Origin of the sequence: Streptomyces sp. SID8374 (genome assembly GCF_009865135.1) — a bacterium.
Lineage (GTDB): Bacteria > Actinomycetota > Actinomycetes > Streptomycetales > Streptomycetaceae > Streptomyces.
Genome location: NZ_WWGH01000001.1, coordinates 663094 through 678366 on the forward strand (window position 1 = coordinate 663094; position 15273 = coordinate 678366).

Genomic DNA, 15273 nt, shown 5'->3' on the forward strand with positions numbered 1-15273 from the left:
CCCTACAGCCGGTGGTGCACCGTCGATCCGTGCCGGTCCTTGACCACTTCGAGCCGGGCGGGGATACGGCGGCGGAGATCGGCCACATGGCTGACGATCCCGACGCTGCGGTCCCGCTCCCGCAGCGAGTCCAGCACGTCGAGTACCTCGTCCAGGGTCTGGTCGTCCAGGCTGCCGAACCCCTCGTCGATGAAGAGGGTGTCCAGGCGTACGCCCCCGGCCTCCTCGGTGACGACATCGGCGAGGCCGAGCGCCAGGGCCAGGGAGGCGAAGAAGGTCTCCCCGCCGGAGAGCGTGGCGGTGTCCCGTTCGCTGCCGGTCCAGGCGTCCACGACATGAAGGCCGAGCCCGGCCCGGCGGCCGCCGCTGCGGGCGTCGGAGTGGACGAGGGTGTAGCGGCCGGAGGACATCCGCCGCAACCGGGCGGTGGCGGCGGCCGCCACCTGTTCGAGGCGGGCGGCGAGGACGTACGCCTCCAGCCGCATCTTGCGCTCGTTGTCGGCGGAGGTCCCGGCCGTGAGACCCGCGAGCCGGGCGACCCGCTCGTACTCCTGGCGCACCGGCCCCAGCCGCCGCACCTCTTCGGCCGCCGTCGCCGAGAGCCGGTCGAGTTCGGCGCACCGGTCGCGGGCGGCCGCACGTGCCGAAGTCGCCTCGCGCAGCAGCCACTCCGCCGTCACGTGGGCGCTCTCGGCAGCCGCGAGGTCCGCCGGCGGGCGGGTGGCGGCTTCGCGCGCGTCCTGTTCGGTACGGCGGTCGGCGACGGCTGCCGCCTCGGCCTGCCAGGCGTCGATGCGGTGCTGGAGGTCGCGCTGCGCGGCGGCGTCGAGAAGTGTGGCGGCGGCGGCCTGCGGGGTGTCGAACCCGGCCCTGAACGCCGCGTCGGAGAGCCGGTCGTCGGCCTCCTTCCGGCGCTGGGCCGCATCCTGTTCGGTGCGTACGGCCTCGGCGGCGTCGGCGAGGAGCGCGACGCGGCGGGTGAGCCGGTCCGCGTGCGCGGCGACGGACGCCGACTCGCCCCGGGCTGCCGCGAGTTGCTCCTCCAGACCGGCCTGTTCGCGGTCGAGTGCCTCGCGCTCGGAGGTACGGGCGGCGGCCCTGTTCCGGGCCTCCTGCCGCTGCTCCACCCTTTTGGCATGCTCGCGCTCGGCGGCGGCGAGGGCTTCCCGCGCGGCGTGCGTCCCGGCGGCGAGGCGGTGGGCCTCGGCGTGTTCGTCGCTCAACCGGTGGACGAGGGAGCGGAGTTCGGCCACGGTGGGGGCTGCGGAGTCGTCCCCCTGAGCCTCCCTCTGCGCTGCCTCCTGCCGTTCGCGTACGAGCGCGAGTGCGTGCTCGGCGCCGGTGCGGGCCTCCTCGGCGGACCGGTGGACGGCGAGGGCCTTCTCCTCCGTGGCCCGGTCCACATGGCCGTCGCCGGGGCTCGCGGGGGCCGGGTGTTCCGCCGAGCCGCAGACCGTGCAGGGCTCGCCCGCGACCAGACCGGCGGCCAGCTCCGCCGCGATGTCACGCAGTCGGCGTTCGCGCAGGCCGAGCCAGGACTCGTGGGCGGCCAGGGCCTGTTCACGTGCGGCGGCGAGTTCCTCCCGGGCGTCCTGTACGTCGTCGGCGAGCGCATCGCGTCGGCTTGCCGCCTCCAGTCGGCGGCGGGCCGGGGCCAGTTGTCCGGCGAGCTGTTCGGCGCGGGTGGCGGCCTCCTGCGCCGCCTCGATGCGCTGGGCGAGTTCCGCGCGGGTGGCGTCCCAGCCGGCCAGCCAGGCATCCGCCTCCCGGACGATCTCGTCGTCGGCGCGGGCATCCCGGTTCAGCCGGATGCGCTCCTCGTCGATCCGCGCGCTGCGCACCTCGGCCTTGCGGGCGGCTTCGAGCGTGCCCAGCTCCTGCCGGAACCGCCGTTCCAGCTGGGCGAGTTGGTCGGCGCCCGCGTCGGAGAGATCCGGGGGCAGCAGCGCCCGGGCCCGGTCGAGACCGCCGCTCGCCGCCCGGTACGCCCGCTCGGCCTCCTCGCGCAGCTCCAGCGCCGGGGCGACCCGGACCGCCTTGCGGGCGCGCTCCAACTGCTCCTGGCAGCGGTCGTGTTCGGGGCGCCGCTGCTCCAGCACCTCGGCGCGCCGCAGGGTCTCCGCGTACCGCTCCTGGAGGCGGGCCAGTTCGCGTTCGGCGTCCAGGGCACGGCGGGCGGCCAGTTGGCGGTTCTCGGCCTCCGCCACCACCGCGTGTGCGATGCCGAGGTGTTCCCGGGCGGCGCTGCGGGCGATCGCGGCCCACTCCAGGACGGCTTCGGCGAGGCCCGGTTCACCCGGCCGGTCGGCGGGGGGTGCGGCCTCGGCCGCCGCCGGGCCGCCTGCCTGGGCGATGCGCTGGGCCAGGGCGAGGATCTGCTCGTCGCCGGATTTCACCCGGGCCTCGGCGCCCCGGCGCAGTTCGGCGAGGCGCTCCTCGACGGCGGCGAAGCGGCGGGTGTCGAAGAGCTTGCCGAGGAGTTTGCCGCGCGCCTCGGCGTCGGAGCGCAGGAAGCGGGCGAAGTCGCCCTGGGGCAACAGCACGACCTGGCAGAACTGGTCCCGGCTCATGCCGATCAGCTGGGCCAGCTCCTCGCCGATCTCCTGGTGCGACTTGCTGAGTCCCTGCCAGTCTCCCTTGGGGTCGCGTTCGCGCAGTCGGCTCTGGGCCTTCTCCTGGGTGAACCCGCCACCGCGCTTCTTGGGGCGCGGCTGGGCGGGGCTGCGGGTGACTTCGAGGCGGCGGCCGCCGACGGTCAGCTCCAGCTGGACCTCGGTGGGCAGGTCGGCGGGGGCGTGGTCGCTGCGGAGGGTGGCGCCGGGGCTCTGCCGGGCGCCGGGGACCGCCCCGTACAGGGCGTAGCAGACGGCGTCCAGGACGGAGGTCTTCCCGGCGCCCGTCGGCCCGTGGAGCAGGAAGAGGCCGGCCGAGGAGAGGGCGTCGAAGTCGACTTCCTGGGTGGCGCCGAACGGGCCGAAGGCGGTGAGGGTGAGGCGGTGCAGTCTCAACGGGACACCTCGCGCACGGTCTCGTCCACCCGTACGTCGTCGAACGCGGCGCGCAGCACGGTGCGTTCGGGGTCGCTGGGGCCGCTGCCGCCGCGCACATGGGCCACGAAGTCCTCGGCGATCTGGTGGTCGTCGCGGCCCTTGAGGCGCTGGGCGTAGGAGGCGAGCGGGTCCTCGGGGGGCCTCTCGGGGTCGAAGACGAGGCTGAGGGTGTGCGGGAAGCGGGCGCTGAGGCGGGCCATGGGTTCGGCGGGGCGGACGGGGTCGGTGAGGGTGGCTTCGACCCAGGCGTGCTCGTGGCGGTCGAGGGCCGGGTCCTCCAGCAGGGTGTCCAGGCGGCCGCGGAGCCGGGCGAGGGGGCGCTCGGCGGGGCAGTCGATCCGTTCCTCGGCGGCGATGTTGCCGCTGCCGTCCAGGTCGATCAGCCACATGGTCTTGCGGTGGTCGGCCTCGGAGAAGGAGTAGGCGAGCGGGGAGCCGGAGTAGCGGACGCGGCCCGTGACGCGCTGGGAGCCGTGGAGATGGCCGAGGGCCACGTAGTCGACGCCGTCGAAGACCCCGGCCGGGACGGCGGCGACCCCGCCGACGGTGATGTCGCGTTCGCTGTCGCTGGGTTCGCCGCCCGCCACGAAGGCGTGCGCGAGGACGACGGAGCGGGTTCCCGCGGGGCGGGTGGCGAGGTCGGCGCGGACCCGGTCCATGGCGGCGGTCAGGACCGCCTCGTGTCCGGCCTTGGCGGCGCGGAGGGTGTCCTTGACGAGGGCGGGTTCCAGGTAGGGGAGGCCGTAGAGGGCGACATCGCCGTGGGCGTCGGTGAGGACGACGGGGGTGGCGCAGCTCTCGGGGTCCGTACGCAGATGGATCCCGGCCCGGTCGAAGAGCCCGGCGCCGACGCCGAGGCGGCGGGCCGAGTCGTGGTTCCCGGAGATCATGACGGTGGGGACGCCGAGGGCGGCGAGCCGGTGCAGCGCGCGGTCGAAGAGGTCGACGGCGGTGAGCGGTGGAACGGCCCGGTCGTAGACGTCGCCGGAGACCAGGACCACATCCACGTCCCGGGCCTCGGCGGTGGCCACCAGGTGGTCCAGGAAGGCGGCCTGGGCGTCGATGAGGGGGACGCGGTGGAAGGACCGGCCCAGGTGCCAGTCCGAGGTGTGCAGCATCCTCACGCGATCGCCCCACCGGTTGTGCGCTGCATGTACGTCGTCCTCCACCCCTGGGCCACCGCCGGAGCGCCCCGTGATCCGCCACCGGCACGGACCACGCTAACGCCGCCGGGCCCCCGATCCCGCATCGATCAAGGATTTGCCCGGAGCGGGACGGCGGTCAGGCGATCGAGGAGGTTCACACGTCCCCGTACGCCTCGCCGCCCAACTCCAGCGTGGCCGAACCGGCGGTCGCGTCGGCCAGCCAGCCGGTGAAGGCGGGGACATCGGCGTCGGGCAGCCCGATCTCGATGGTCACGCCCTCCGCGTACCGCACCTCGCGCACATCCCGCCCGGTGGCCCGCAGATCGTTCTCCAGCTTGCCCGCCCGCTGGTGGTCGACGCGGATCGTGGCCAGCCGGAAGCGCTGCCGGGTGATCGTGCCGAGTGCGTCGAGGGCCTCGCCGACCACTCCCCCGTACGCACGGATCAGTCCGCCCGCCCCGAGCTTGACCCCGCCGTAGTAGCGGGTGACGACCGCCGCGGCGTACCGCACCTCGCGGCGCATCAGCATCTGGAGCATCGGGACGCCCGCGGTGCCGCCGGGTTCGCCGTCGTCGCTGGCCTTCTGTACGGAGGCGTCGGCGCCGATCACGTACGCGAAGCAGTTGTGGGTGGCGGTGGGGTGCTCCTTGCGGACGCGTGCGACGAAGTCCTGCGCCTCCTGTTCGGTGGCGGCGGGGGCGAGGGAGCAGAGGAAGCGCGATCGGTTGATCTCGCTCTCGTGCACACCCGCGCGGGCGACGGTCCGGTACTGCTCCTGCATCCGTCCACCCTATGCGCCGCCGCGCCTGCGGGTTCCGGCGGGAATGGCGGGCGGTGGCCGTCCGTTGTCCGGGCATGAGCACAGAGGCAGAGACGATCCGGCGGATTCTTCAGGACTCGGGCGACACGTGGGCGGTGGTGGGCCTCTCCGACAACCGCTCCCGTGCCGCCTACGGGGTCGCGCAGGTCCTCCAGCGCTTCGGCAAGCGCGTGGTGCCGGTGCACCCGAAGGCCGAGACGGTGCACGGGGAGCAGGGGTACGCCTCGCTGGCGGAGATCCCGTTCCCGGTGGATGTGGTGGACGTGTTCGTCAACAGCGAGCTGGCGGGCGGGGTCGCGGACGAGGCGGTGTCGGTGGGGGCGAAGGCGGTCTGGTTCCAGCTCGGCGTGGTGGACACGGAGGCGTACGAGCGGACGCGCGCGGCGGGGCTGGAGATGGTGATGGACCGGTGCCCGGCCATCGAGATCCCGCAGCTGGGGTAGGGGTGTCGGGGGCGCTCGGGGTGGGCATGCATCCCCGCCGTGAGCGACCCTCTCGACGGCGACCGGCTGTCCGCCGCACTGTCCGCGCTGGGCGTGCGCCCCGGCGACGTGCTGCTGGTGCATGCCTCCCTGCGGGCGGTGGGGCCCGTCGTCGGCGGGCCCACCGCCGTGCTGGCGGCCCTGCGGCAAGCGGTGGGGCGGGAAGGGACCGTGGTGGTCCCCACCTTCACCCCGGAGAACTCGGACACCTCGCCGCACTACCTCGCCCGGGTGGGAGGCCTGGACGCCGAGGCGCGGGAAGCCGTCCGCGCGTCGATGCCGCCCTTCGACCCGGCGACCACCCCCGCCCCCTCGGTCGGCGCCCTCGCCGAGACCGTACGGACGGCCGCGGGGGCCGGGCGCAGCGGCCACCCGCAGACCTCCTTCGCCGCGATCGGCCCCGGGGCCGGGAAGCTGCTCGCCGGGCACCGGCCGGACTGCCACCTCGGCGAGGACTCCCCGCTCGCCCGGCTGTACGAGGCCGACGCCCGGATCCTCCTGCTCGGCACCGGCTACGACACCTGCACCGCCTTCCACCTGGGCGAGTACCGCAGACCCGGTCCGCCCCTGCGCACCTACCGCTGTGTGGTGACCCTGCGGGGTGTGCGGCAGTGGTGGGCGTACGAGGATGTCGCCCTGGACGACGGCGACTTCGGGTCCCTCGGCGCCGCCTTCGAGGAGGCCGCCGGCCCCGGTGACGTACGGACGGCTCTGCTCGGGTCCGCGCCGTGCAGGCTCCTCCGGCTGCGGGCGGCCGTCGACTTCGCCACCGGGTGGCTCACGGACCACCGGTAGGCGGCGTCAGACCCCCAGCCCCTCCACGACCACCGCGCCCGGGAGGGCGGCGAGCGCCTTGCCCGGCACGATGAGCTTGCCCCGGCGGCTGCCGCTGCCGATCAGGACCCACTCCTCGTCCACGACGGCGGGGTCCAGCAGCAGGGGCCACGCAGCGGGCAGGCCGATCGGGGTGATGCCGCCGTACTCCATGCCGCTCTCGCCGACCGCCGTGTCCATCGCCGCGAAGGACGCCTTACGGGCGCCGAGGTGCTTGCGTACCGCGCCGTTGACGTCGACCCGGGTGCGGGAGAGCACCACACAGGCGGCGAGGGTGGTCTCTCCGCCGCGTTTGCCCGCCACGACGACGCAGTTGGCCGAGGTGTCCAGCAGGTCGGCCCCGTGGTGCTGGACGAAGACCGCCGTGTCGGCGACGGCCGGGTCCGTATCGACGTGGACGATCCGGTCGGCGGTGATGTCGCCCCACCCGGCGGCGAGGGCCGCTGCGACGGGGGCGGGGAGCAGGTCGAGTCGTTCCGAGGCGGGAGAGGCATCCTCGAAGGTGCCGATGGGTGCGCGCATGCGGTCACGCTAACAGCGTACGGAGGGCGGCCGGTTGGCCGTCTCACGCCAGGCGGCGTGCCTCACGGAGCGTCCGGCGCCTGGTCCAGGTCGGCCAGCGCGAGCAGCTGCTCGGATGTGACGCCCTCCGGGATGGGTACGGGGGCCGGCGTGCGCAGGGGCGGCTGCCACCCCTTCTCCGGGTCCCAGCCCCGTACGACCCGGGCCGGGGCCCCCGCGACCACCGCGTGGTCGGGGACCTCGCCCCGTACGACCGCGCCCGCCGCGACCACCACATTGCGGCCGAGCCGGGCGCCGGGCAGGATCACCGCGCCGGTGCCGATCCAGCAGCCGGGGCCGATCTCCACCGGCTCCATCCGGGGCCACTGCTTGCCCACGGGCTCGTCCGGGTCGTCGTAGCTGTGGTTCGTCGAGGTGATGTAGACGTACGGACCGCAGTACGTGTCCGAGCCGATGGTCACCGTCGTGTCGGCGATGACGTGGCTGCCGCGCCCCAGCACCACCCCGTCGCCCAGCGTGAGGATCGGCTCGGGCCCCAGGTCCAGGTCCGGCATCATCCCGGCCGTGAGGGTCACCTGCTCGCCGATGATGCAGTGGCCGCCGAGCCGGATCCACGGCTCGCCGAAGACGGTGCCCTGCGGGAAGGCGAGCCGGGTCCCCTCCCCGATCCCGCCGAACCGCAGCCGGCCGGGGTGCCCGGCGGTGACGGCGCCCGCGTCCTGCGCCCACTCCCAGACGCGGTGGACCACCCAGGAGGCGACGCGGCGGCGGGGGCGGGCGAGGAAGGAGAACGTGTTTCGGTTCTTCGGCACGGGCTCACGGTAGTCGGCGCGGGTGGCGGCGATCCGTGCGGTGACCTGTGATGTTCGCCCTACCCCCCGGCGTACGCGGGGAGCCGTCGCCTACCGTGTGAGGCGGCCCGATCCCGATCGCAGGCCCCCAGGAGCAGCACACCGGACCACCGAGGAGCAGGCCATGGCGGAACAGGCGTTGATCACGGGCATGGGCGGCAAGGAGCCGGACATCGACGCGGACGCGTTCGTGGCCCCGACCTCCGTGGTGATCGGGGAGGTGACGCTGGCCGCCGGTTCCAGCGTCTGGTACCAGGCGGTACTGCGCGCCGACTGCGGGCCGATCACGCTCGGTCCGGACAGCAACATCCAGGACAATTGCAGCGTCCACACCGACCCGGGCTTCCCGCTCACGGTGGGCGCGCGCGTCTCGGTCGGCCACAACGCGGTGCTGCACGGCTGTGTGATCGAGGACGACGTGCTGGTGGGGATGGGCGCCACGGTGCTCAACGGCGCGCACATCGGCGCCGGGTCCCTGGTCGCGGCGCAGGCGCTCGTACCGCAGGGGATGCAGGTGCCGCCGGGGTCGCTGGTCGCGGGCGTGCCCGCCAAGGTGAAGCGGCCGCTGACGGAGGAGGAGCAGGAGGGCATCCGGTTCAACGCGGCCGGTTACGTGGAGCTGGCCAAGGCCCACCGCGCGGCGCACGAGGGCTGAGCCCCGGCCGGGCACGGACGCACCCCGCACAGCCGGAAGCCGCCGCTCCTCTCCCCGACCGGAGGGGGCGGCGGCCCCGGGACCATGCGCCCGCGGGCGTCAGCTGTTGGGGCGCAGGGTCCACACGACGGTCATCTCGCCGGTGACCGCGCCGTCGGCGCGGGCGATCTCGATGGCGACGGGGAATTCCGGCCGCTGCCCGGCGTCCAGCTCGGCTACCACGTCGGCGATCGGGCGGCCGAGGGTGGCGGTCGCGGTGACCTCGCCCATGGCGAGCTTCTTGTAGCCGATCTCGGCCTTCACTGCGAGCGGCACCGCCCGGGACATCTGGTCGCCGAACGCGGCGATGACGATGGCGCCGCTGGCGGACTCGGCGAGCGTGAACATGGCTCCGGCGTGCGGTCCGCCGACGTGGTTGTGGTAGTCCGCCTGGTCGGGCAGCCGGACGACGGCCCGCTCCGGGGTGGTCTCCAGGAATTCGAGGTTGAGGGTCCGGGCCATCGGGACCGTCGCGACGAGCATCTCGCCGACGGACATCTGTTCAGCGCTCATGGACCGAAGGTTACTCATGAGTAGCCAGATTTGGCCATCCCCTGCGCCCGGTTCGGGCATCCCCCTGTTACGGCACCGGGACAGCACTGGGACAGGGGCGGGCGTAGCAGTGCACACGACACCCATCTATGGTTACTGGCCATGTGGCCAGGACAGCAGCCGCCCGGGGGCGAGCAGAACCCGCAGGACCCGAACCAGAACCCGTACCAGCAGCCGGGGTACCAGCAGCCGAATCCCTATCAGCAACCGGGATATCCGCAGCAGGGGCAGCAGCCGGGGCAGTCCGGCGCGCCCGGATACCCGCCGGGCCAGCCCGGACAGCAGGGGCAGCCAGGTCAGCCCGGCTACGGACAGCCGGGCTACGGACAGCAGCCCGGGTACGGACAGCCCGGCTACGGGCAGCCCAATCCGTACCAGCAGCCGACCGTCCCGCAGTACGCGGTGCCGGGTCCGCCCGGCGGGCCCAAGCCGGACGACGGCAGGAAGAAGACGACCGTCATCGCCATCGTCGCGGCGACCGCCGTCGTCGTGGCCGCCGTCGTCACCGGCGTCATCGTGATGAACAACAAGGACGACGACGGCGGATCGACCGTCGCCGACGACAAGAAGTCCGCCTCCCCCAGCGCGAAGCCGAGCGTGTCGGAGGAGGCGAGCTCCGCTCCGGTGGAGAACCCGCGCGGCTCCGAGGACGACCCCAAGCCCCTCATCCCGGGGTGGAAGGTCGTCACCAACCCGAAGTGGGGCACGCAGTTCGACGTGCCCGGTGACTGGGAGGTCTCCAGCTCGGGTGTGTTCGCCGGGTTCGAGGACGCCAAGAATCCCACGGGCAAGCCCGTCGCCGGTTTCTCCGCGCCCGCCTACTACAAGAGCAAGTGGTGCGTCGACGACTCCGACAAGGACGGCCGCGAGGAGGAGACCGAGCTGGCGGGCGTCGGCACCAAGGGCGCGCGCGGGGCGAAGAACGCCGACGAGGCCGCGCGGGCCGAGGCGGGCACCTGGGTGTGGGCGGCCTACGCCCAGTCCGACTCCAAGGACAAGGTCAAGATCGACCCGGCCAAGCCGTTCACCACCAAGTCGGGTCTCTCCGGCAGCGTGGTGACCGCCACCGCGACCGGTCTGACCAAGAAGGAGAAGTGCGACACCGACGGCAAGTCGATCGCCTTCTCGTTCAAGAACGGCAACGACGAGTTCTCGACCTGGATCCTCTACGGCCCCAAGGGCGTCGAGGGTGAGCTGCCGGACACCACCATCCAGCAGATCCTGAGCACGGTCCGCCTCACCGCCGACAAGCCGACCGGCTGACGCCACTCACGCCGCTGACGCCCGCTCTCCGGTCCGGGAACGCTGTCCCCCGGGCCGGAGGGCGGGCGCCGTGCTGCTCAGCCGCTGTTCAAGACGTCCCGTCACCGCTCAGCCGATGCTGAAGGCGCCGTCCGGCGGCTCGGGCGAGGCGACGGCGTCCGCGTCCGCCACCGGGCGGGCCGCGCCGGTGAGCCGGACCAGCGCCTGCCCCTCGGTGACCCGGGCCGGAAAGGCGTCGGCGGCGCAACGGCGGGTGAGCGGCGCCGTGTCGATCGGGGCGTGCGAGGCGAGCAGCACGACGTTGCCGAACCGCCGCCCGCGCAGCACCGCCGGCTCACCGATCAGCGCCAGCTCCGCGAAGACCGCCGCGAAGTTGGCCAGTTGGGACCGGAGGAACGCGAACGGCGCGCTGTCCGCCAGGTTGGCGGCGTAGACCCCGTCCGGCCGCAGCACCCGCCCGGCGGCCCGCGCGTACTCCACCGACGTGAGGTGCGCCGGGACCCGCGAGCCGCCGAAGACGTCCGCGACGACCACATCGGCGGACGCGGCCGGTGCCGCCTCCAGCCGGGCCCGGGCGTCGGCGGCGTGCACGGAGATGCCGCTGCCGTCGGGCAGCGGCAGGTGTTCCCGCACCATCCGCAGCAGCTCCCGGTCCGCCTCGACGACGTCCTGCCGCGAACCGGGACGGGTCGCGGCGACATACCGGGGCAGGGTGAGCGCCCCGCCGCCGAGGTGGAGGACGTCCAGCGGGGCGCCCTCGGGGGCGGCGCAGTCCAGGACGTGCGCGAGGCGCCGTACGTACTCGAACTCCAGGTACGCCGGGTCGTCGAGGTCCACGTAGGACTGGGGCGCGTCGTCGACCGTGAGCAGCCAGGCCCGGTCGCGGTCCACGTCGGGCAGCAGCCGGGCGGTGCCGCAGTCCACCTCGCGGATGACGGGTATCGGCTCGTTCACCCCTCCATTGTCGCCCCCGCACACCGCTGCCCGTCACCCCTGGGTCCAGGGGTGACGGGCAGCGGCAGCCGTCAGAGCAGGCCGGTGACCGTGCCCGCGCCGACCGTGCGGCCGCCCTCGCGGATCGCGAAGCCGAGGCCGGACTCCAGCGGGACGTCACGGCCCAGCTCCACGGTCATGGTGACCGTGTCGCCGGGGCGCGCGACGGCTACCTCGCCGAGGTCGATGTCACCGACGACGTCCGCCGTACGGATGTAGAACTGCGGCCGGTAACCGGTGGTGACCGGGGTCGACCGGCCGCCCTCCTTCGTCGACAGGACGTACACCTGCGCGCTGAACCGGCGGCTGGGCACCACGCTGCCGGGCGCGGCCACGACATGGCCGCGTCGCACCCGGTCGCGCTCCACCCCGCGCAGCAGCAGCGCCACGTTGTCCCCGGCCTCGGCGGACTCCATCGGCTTGCCGAAGGTCTCCAGGCCGGTGACGACCGTCTCGATCTCCGCGCCCAGCACCTGGACCTTGTCCCCGACGCGGACGGTGCCGCGCTCCACCGCACCGGTGACGACCGTGCCCCGGCCGGTGATGGTCAGGACGTTCTCCACGGAGAGCAGGAACGGCGCGTCGGTGTAGCGCACCGGCATCGGTACGTACGTGTCGACGGCGTCCAGCAGCCCTTCGATCGCCGCCGTCCACCGCGGGTCGCCCTCCAGCGCCTTGAGCCCGGAGACCCGGACCACGGGGACGGTGTCACCGCCGTACCCGTGCGCGGAGAGCAGCTCGCGGACCTCCAGCTCCACCAGGTCGGTCAGCTCGGGGTCGCCCGCGTCGGCCTTGTTGAGGGCGACGACGATGTGGTCGACGCCCACCTGACGGGCCAGCAGGACGTGCTCGGCGGTCTGCGGCATGATCCCGTCGAGGGCGGAGACGACGAGGATCGCCCCGTCCAGCTGCGCCGCTCCCGTCACCATGTTCTTGATGTAGTCGGCGTGGCCGGGCATGTCGACGTGCGCGTAGTGCCGGGTGTCGGTCTCGTACTCGACGTGCGCGATGTTGATGGTGATGCCGCGCTGGGCCTCCTCGGGGGCCCGGTCGATCCGGTCGAACGACACGTAGGAGGTGGAGCCGGAGCCCCGCTCGCTGAGGACCTTGGTGATGGCGGCGGTGAGGGTGGTCTTGCCGTGGTCGACGTGGCCCATGGTGCCGATGTTGAGGTGCGGCTTGGTGCGCACGTAAGCCGTCTTGGACATGGCTCGTTCCTTTGAGAACTCGAAGCTGAGAAGGAGAAGACCCCAGGGCCCGGCCGACCCTCCCCTTGCGGGGTCCGCCGGACTGTCGGGGGAGGGTCAGCTTCGGGCGCCGCCGATGGGCGCTGCTGCGAAGACCGCTGCTGCGGCCGGGGCGACTGCCTCGGCGACCGCGGCGTCCACGGCAGCCTTCGGCGCGGCCGCGACTGCGGGCCGTGCTGCGAGGAAGGCGTACCGGAACATGCCCCTGATCATCGCCGGGCGCGGCGGCCGCGTCGAATGGTTTTCCGTACGGCTCTCAGAGGTTCTTGAGCGCCTCGCGCACCGACAGCGGTGACAGCCGGTCCCGGGCGCCCTCGACGAAGTCGCGTACGGCGGTGGGGTCGGTCTTGGCGTACTCCCGCAGCGCCCAGCCGATCGCCTTGCGGATGAAGAAGTCCGGGTGGTCCGCGCGGCGCAGGCAGTAGCCGAAGAGGCGGTCTGCGTCGGTGGCTTCCTTGCAGCGGAGCTGGTGCAGCAGGGCGGTCCGCGCGACCCACAGGTTCTCGTCGTCGATCCACCGGTCCATCGCGCGGGCGAGCGCGGGGTCTGCGGTGACCAGGGGGCCCGCGACATGGGCTGCGAGGGCGTCGACCGTGTCCCACCAGGGCGTGGTGGTGACGAGGTGGTGCAGGACGGGCAGGAATCCGGAGGAGCAGGAGGAGACGTGACGGCGGAGGTAGTCGACGGCGAAGTAGTGGTACTCGCGCTCGGGCAGCCGCCAGCAGCGCAGCGCGACGGCCGTGCAGTCCCGCTCGGCCGGCCGGCCGGTGCCCGCCAGTACGGCCTTGGACAGGGCCCGGCGCTGCGGGGTGGGGATTCCGAGGAACGGGGCGATGTGCTTCATGTACGCGGCGGCGCCCTCGGCCCGTACGGGGTCGGCGGCCGGGGCGTACAGCTCGGTCAGCCGGGCGAGGACGGTGTCGGCGAGCGGGCTCGCCGGTACGGCGGGGGCGGGGGCTGCGGCTGGGTCCACGCGACGCACATTACGGCGATCACATACCGCTTTCGGTTAGTCTCCCCGAATGTTCGACCCCGTCCCCACCGCCCGGCCCGCCGGCGCCACGGCCCTTCGTCGTCCGAGGGCGCTGCTCTCCCCCTGGTCCCGGTTCTCGCTGCTCGTGGCGGTGCTGCTGGGCGCCGCCTCCACGATGCTGCTGTTCGAACCACAGCGACTGCTGGCGTCGGGCTGGCCGGAGCAGCTGACCGGCGGCGGTGCGGCGATGCTGTTCGGACTCGCGTACGGGGCGCTGACCGTGGCGTTCGTGCCGCGCCCGCTCCTCAACCTCGCGGCGGGGGCCCTCTTCGGTACGCAGACGGGGCTGGCGGCGGCCCTGGCGGGCACGGTGCTCGGTGCGGGCGTCTCGTTCATGCTGGGCCGGGTCCTCGGTCAGGACGCGCTGCGCACCCTGCTGCGCGGGAAGGTGCTCACCGCCGCCGACGGGGTGCTGAGCCGGCACGGCTTCCGCTCGGTGCTGGCGCTCCGCCTCTTCCCCGGGATCCCGTTCGCCGCCGCCAACTACTGCGCGGCCACCTCCCGCATGGGCTACCCGCCCTTCCTCCTGGCCACCGGGCTGGGCTCCATCCCGAACACGGCGGCGTACGTCATAGCGGGCAGCGAGGCCGCCTCGCCGACCTCGCCCCTCTTCCTGGCGGCGATGGGGTTCATCGTGGTCTCCGGTCTCGGCGGGGCGCTGGTGGCCTGGCGCAAACGCCACCGGCTCGGCCGGGACACGCCGGAGGGCTGAGCGGGCGTCAGCACGCGGATGACCGATGCGGTCATCCTGGCGTTCACCTTCAGGCGATACGCTGCGCGCGACCTCGATCTTCCTGATGTCCCCGACCGCACTCCGTACTCCGCACGCCGCACTCTGCCGATGGGCCCCGTCGTCCCTGGCCGATGCACGATCATTTCCGGGATGGCCAAAGCCCCATGAGCTGGTTCGAATCATTCGTCCTGGGACTCGTTCAGGGACTGACCGAGTTCCTGCCGATCTCCTCCAGCGCCCATCTGCGGCTGACCGCCGCGTTCGCCGGCTGGCACGACCCGGGGGCCGCCTTCACCGCGATCACCCAGATCGGCACGGAGGCCGCCGTGCTGATCTACTTCCGCAAGGACATCGCCCGGATCGTGTCGGCCTGGTTCCGCTCGCTGACGGACAAGGAGATGCGCGGCGACCACGACGCCCAGATGGGGTGGCTGGTCATCGTGGGATCGATCCCCATCGGGGTGCTGGGCATCACGCTCAAGGACCAGATCGAGGGCCCGTTCCGCGACCTGCGGCTGATCGCGACCACGCTCATCGTCATGGGCATCGTCCTCGGCATCGCCGACCGGCTGGCCGCGCGCGACGAGGTGGGCGGCAAGCACCGCGCGGTCAGGGAGCGCAAGACGCTCAAGGACCTGGGCATCCGGGACGGTCTGATCTACGGCTTCTGCCAGGCGATGGCGCTGATCCCCGGCGTCTCGCGCTCGGGCGCGACCATCAGCGGTGGTCTGCTGATGGGCTACACCCGCGAGTCGGCGGCACGTTACTCGTTCCTGCTGGCGATCCCCGCCGTGCTGGCCTCGGGCGTCTACGAGCTCAAGGACGTGGGCGAGGGCCATGTCTCCTGGGGGCCGACGATCTTCGCGACCCTGGTGGCGTTCTTCGTCGGATACGCCGTCATCGCATGGTTCATGAAGTTCATCACGACCAAGAGCTTCATGCCGTTCGTCATCTACCGGGTGGCCCTCGGCGTCCTGATCTTCGTCCTCGTCTCGGCCGGTGTGCTGAGCCCGCACGCGGGTGAGTCGGCCGGCTGACACACGGACAGGTGCCC

Annotated in this window: 16 protein-coding genes; 6 read left to right on the plus strand and 10 right to left on the minus strand. The window is 73.2% G+C overall.

Going from position 1 to position 15273, the window contains the following annotated elements; genetic code table 11:
* Nucleotides 1-2: 2 nt before the first annotated feature.
* The 3 genes from GTY67_RS02935 to GTY67_RS02945 form a co-directional block, all read right to left on the minus strand.
* Complete coding sequence (locus GTY67_RS02935; RefSeq protein ID WP_161277673.1) at nucleotides 3-3008, minus strand: SMC family ATPase; 3006 nt, start codon at nucleotides 3006-3008, stop codon at nucleotides 3-5.
* Entirely contained in the window at nucleotides 3005-4174 is a 1170-nt protein-coding gene (locus GTY67_RS02940) for an exonuclease SbcCD subunit D (protein ID WP_161277674.1), read from the minus strand. The genes GTY67_RS02935 and GTY67_RS02940 overlap by 4 nt, the downstream gene beginning before the upstream one ends.
* Before the next feature lie 175 nt (nucleotides 4175-4349).
* Complete coding sequence (locus tag GTY67_RS02945; RefSeq protein WP_093694695.1) at nucleotides 4350-4976, minus strand: YigZ family protein; 627 nt, start codon at nucleotides 4974-4976, stop codon at nucleotides 4350-4352.
* A 74-nt stretch (nucleotides 4977-5050) separates the two neighbouring features.
* Here GTY67_RS02945 and GTY67_RS02950 point away from each other — a divergent pair, with 74 nt between their 5' ends.
* Nucleotides 5051-5458, plus strand: a complete 408-nt coding sequence (locus GTY67_RS02950) for a CoA-binding protein (protein ID WP_093694697.1) — start codon at nucleotides 5051-5053, stop codon at nucleotides 5456-5458.
* Between the two features lie 39 nt (nucleotides 5459-5497).
* On the plus strand, nucleotides 5498-6292 hold the full coding sequence (locus GTY67_RS02955; RefSeq protein WP_161277675.1) for an AAC(3) family N-acetyltransferase: 795 nt from the start codon (nucleotides 5498-5500) through the stop codon (nucleotides 6290-6292).
* A gap of 6 nt (nucleotides 6293-6298) precedes the next feature.
* Here the strand turns inward: GTY67_RS02955 and GTY67_RS02960 are convergent, their stop codons facing one another.
* The gene (locus GTY67_RS02960) at nucleotides 6299-6853 is read right to left on the minus strand and encodes a YbaK/EbsC family protein (protein ID WP_161277676.1); all 555 of its coding nucleotides are present in this window, start codon (nucleotides 6851-6853) and stop codon (nucleotides 6299-6301) included.
* Between the two features lie 62 nt (nucleotides 6854-6915).
* Complete coding sequence (locus GTY67_RS02965) at nucleotides 6916-7665, minus strand: acyltransferase (protein WP_161277677.1); 750 nt, start codon at nucleotides 7663-7665, stop codon at nucleotides 6916-6918.
* A gap of 163 nt (nucleotides 7666-7828) precedes the next feature.
* On the opposite strand from GTY67_RS02965, the gene GTY67_RS02970 reads away from it, so the two are divergent.
* A complete protein-coding gene (locus tag GTY67_RS02970; protein ID WP_161277678.1) occupies nucleotides 7829-8359 on the plus strand; it encodes a gamma carbonic anhydrase family protein in 531 nt (176 codons plus the stop codon).
* Between the two features lie 99 nt (nucleotides 8360-8458).
* Here GTY67_RS02970 and GTY67_RS02975 read toward each other — a convergent pair whose 3' ends face one another.
* Entirely contained in the window at nucleotides 8459-8896 is a 438-nt protein-coding gene (locus GTY67_RS02975; protein WP_093694707.1) for a DUF4442 domain-containing protein, read from the minus strand.
* A gap of 156 nt (nucleotides 8897-9052) precedes the next feature.
* Between GTY67_RS02975 and GTY67_RS02980 the strand changes: the two genes are divergently transcribed.
* Nucleotides 9053-10213, plus strand: coding sequence for a hypothetical protein (locus tag GTY67_RS02980; RefSeq protein ID WP_161277679.1), 1161 nt, complete (start codon nucleotides 9053-9055; stop codon nucleotides 10211-10213).
* Between the two features lie 108 nt (nucleotides 10214-10321).
* On the opposite strand, the gene GTY67_RS02985 is transcribed toward GTY67_RS02980, so the two are convergent.
* The 4 genes from GTY67_RS02985 to GTY67_RS02995 form a co-directional block, all read right to left on the minus strand.
* Nucleotides 10322-11167, minus strand: coding sequence for a fused MFS/spermidine synthase (locus GTY67_RS02985; RefSeq protein WP_161277680.1), 846 nt, complete (start codon nucleotides 11165-11167; stop codon nucleotides 10322-10324).
* Between the two features lie 71 nt (nucleotides 11168-11238).
* Nucleotides 11239-12414: an elongation factor Tu gene (tuf, locus tag GTY67_RS02990; RefSeq protein ID WP_093694713.1), complete on the minus strand. Its 1176-nt coding sequence runs from the start codon at nucleotides 12412-12414 to the stop codon at nucleotides 11239-11241.
* Nucleotides 12415-12510: 96 nt separating this feature from the next.
* Nucleotides 12511-12654, minus strand: coding sequence for a hypothetical protein (locus tag GTY67_RS34430; RefSeq protein ID WP_202461299.1), 144 nt, complete (start codon nucleotides 12652-12654; stop codon nucleotides 12511-12513).
* Between the two features lie 55 nt (nucleotides 12655-12709).
* On the minus strand, nucleotides 12710-13426 hold the full coding sequence (locus GTY67_RS02995) for a DNA alkylation repair protein (protein ID WP_161277681.1): 717 nt from the start codon (nucleotides 13424-13426) through the stop codon (nucleotides 12710-12712).
* 49 nt (nucleotides 13427-13475) lie between these two features.
* Here GTY67_RS02995 and GTY67_RS03000 point away from each other — a divergent pair, with 49 nt between their 5' ends.
* Together GTY67_RS03000 and GTY67_RS03005 are read left to right on the plus strand one after the other, a co-directional pair.
* Complete coding sequence (locus GTY67_RS03000) at nucleotides 13476-14198, plus strand: TVP38/TMEM64 family protein (RefSeq protein ID WP_161277682.1); 723 nt, start codon at nucleotides 13476-13478, stop codon at nucleotides 14196-14198.
* Between the two features lie 185 nt (nucleotides 14199-14383).
* Nucleotides 14384-15256: an undecaprenyl-diphosphate phosphatase gene (locus tag GTY67_RS03005; protein ID WP_161277683.1), complete on the plus strand. Its 873-nt coding sequence runs from the start codon at nucleotides 14384-14386 to the stop codon at nucleotides 15254-15256.
* Nucleotides 15257-15273: the final 17 nt, after the last annotated feature.

Excerpts from the sequence above, each read along its gene's own strand:
- GTY67_RS02945 (WP_093694695.1), bottom strand. The coding sequence starts at position 4,976 with ATGCAGGAGCAGTACCGGACCGTCGCCCGCGCGGGTGTGCACGAGAGC.
- GTY67_RS02950 (WP_093694697.1), top strand. The coding sequence starts at position 5,051 with ATGAGCACAGAGGCAGAGACGATCCGGCGGATTCTTCAGGACTCGGGC.
- GTY67_RS02960 (WP_161277676.1), bottom strand. The coding sequence starts at position 6,853 with ATGCGCGCACCCATCGGCACCTTCGAGGATGCCTCTCCCGCCTCGGAA.
- GTY67_RS02970 (WP_161277678.1), top strand. The coding sequence starts at position 7,829 with ATGGCGGAACAGGCGTTGATCACGGGCATGGGCGGCAAGGAGCCGGAC.
- GTY67_RS02975 (WP_093694707.1), bottom strand. The coding sequence starts at position 8,896 with ATGTCCGTCGGCGAGATGCTCGTCGCGACGGTCCCGATGGCCCGGACC.
- GTY67_RS02980 (WP_161277679.1), top strand. The coding sequence starts at position 9,053 with ATGTGGCCAGGACAGCAGCCGCCCGGGGGCGAGCAGAACCCGCAGGAC.
- tuf (WP_093694713.1), bottom strand. The coding sequence starts at position 12,414 with ATGTCCAAGACGGCTTACGTGCGCACCAAGCCGCACCTCAACATCGGC.
- GTY67_RS34430 (WP_202461299.1), bottom strand. The coding sequence starts at position 12,654 with ATGTTCCGGTACGCCTTCCTCGCAGCACGGCCCGCAGTCGCGGCCGCG.
- GTY67_RS03000 (WP_161277682.1), top strand. The coding sequence starts at position 13,476 with ATGTTCGACCCCGTCCCCACCGCCCGGCCCGCCGGCGCCACGGCCCTT.
- GTY67_RS03005 (WP_161277683.1), top strand. The coding sequence starts at position 14,384 with ATGAGCTGGTTCGAATCATTCGTCCTGGGACTCGTTCAGGGACTGACC.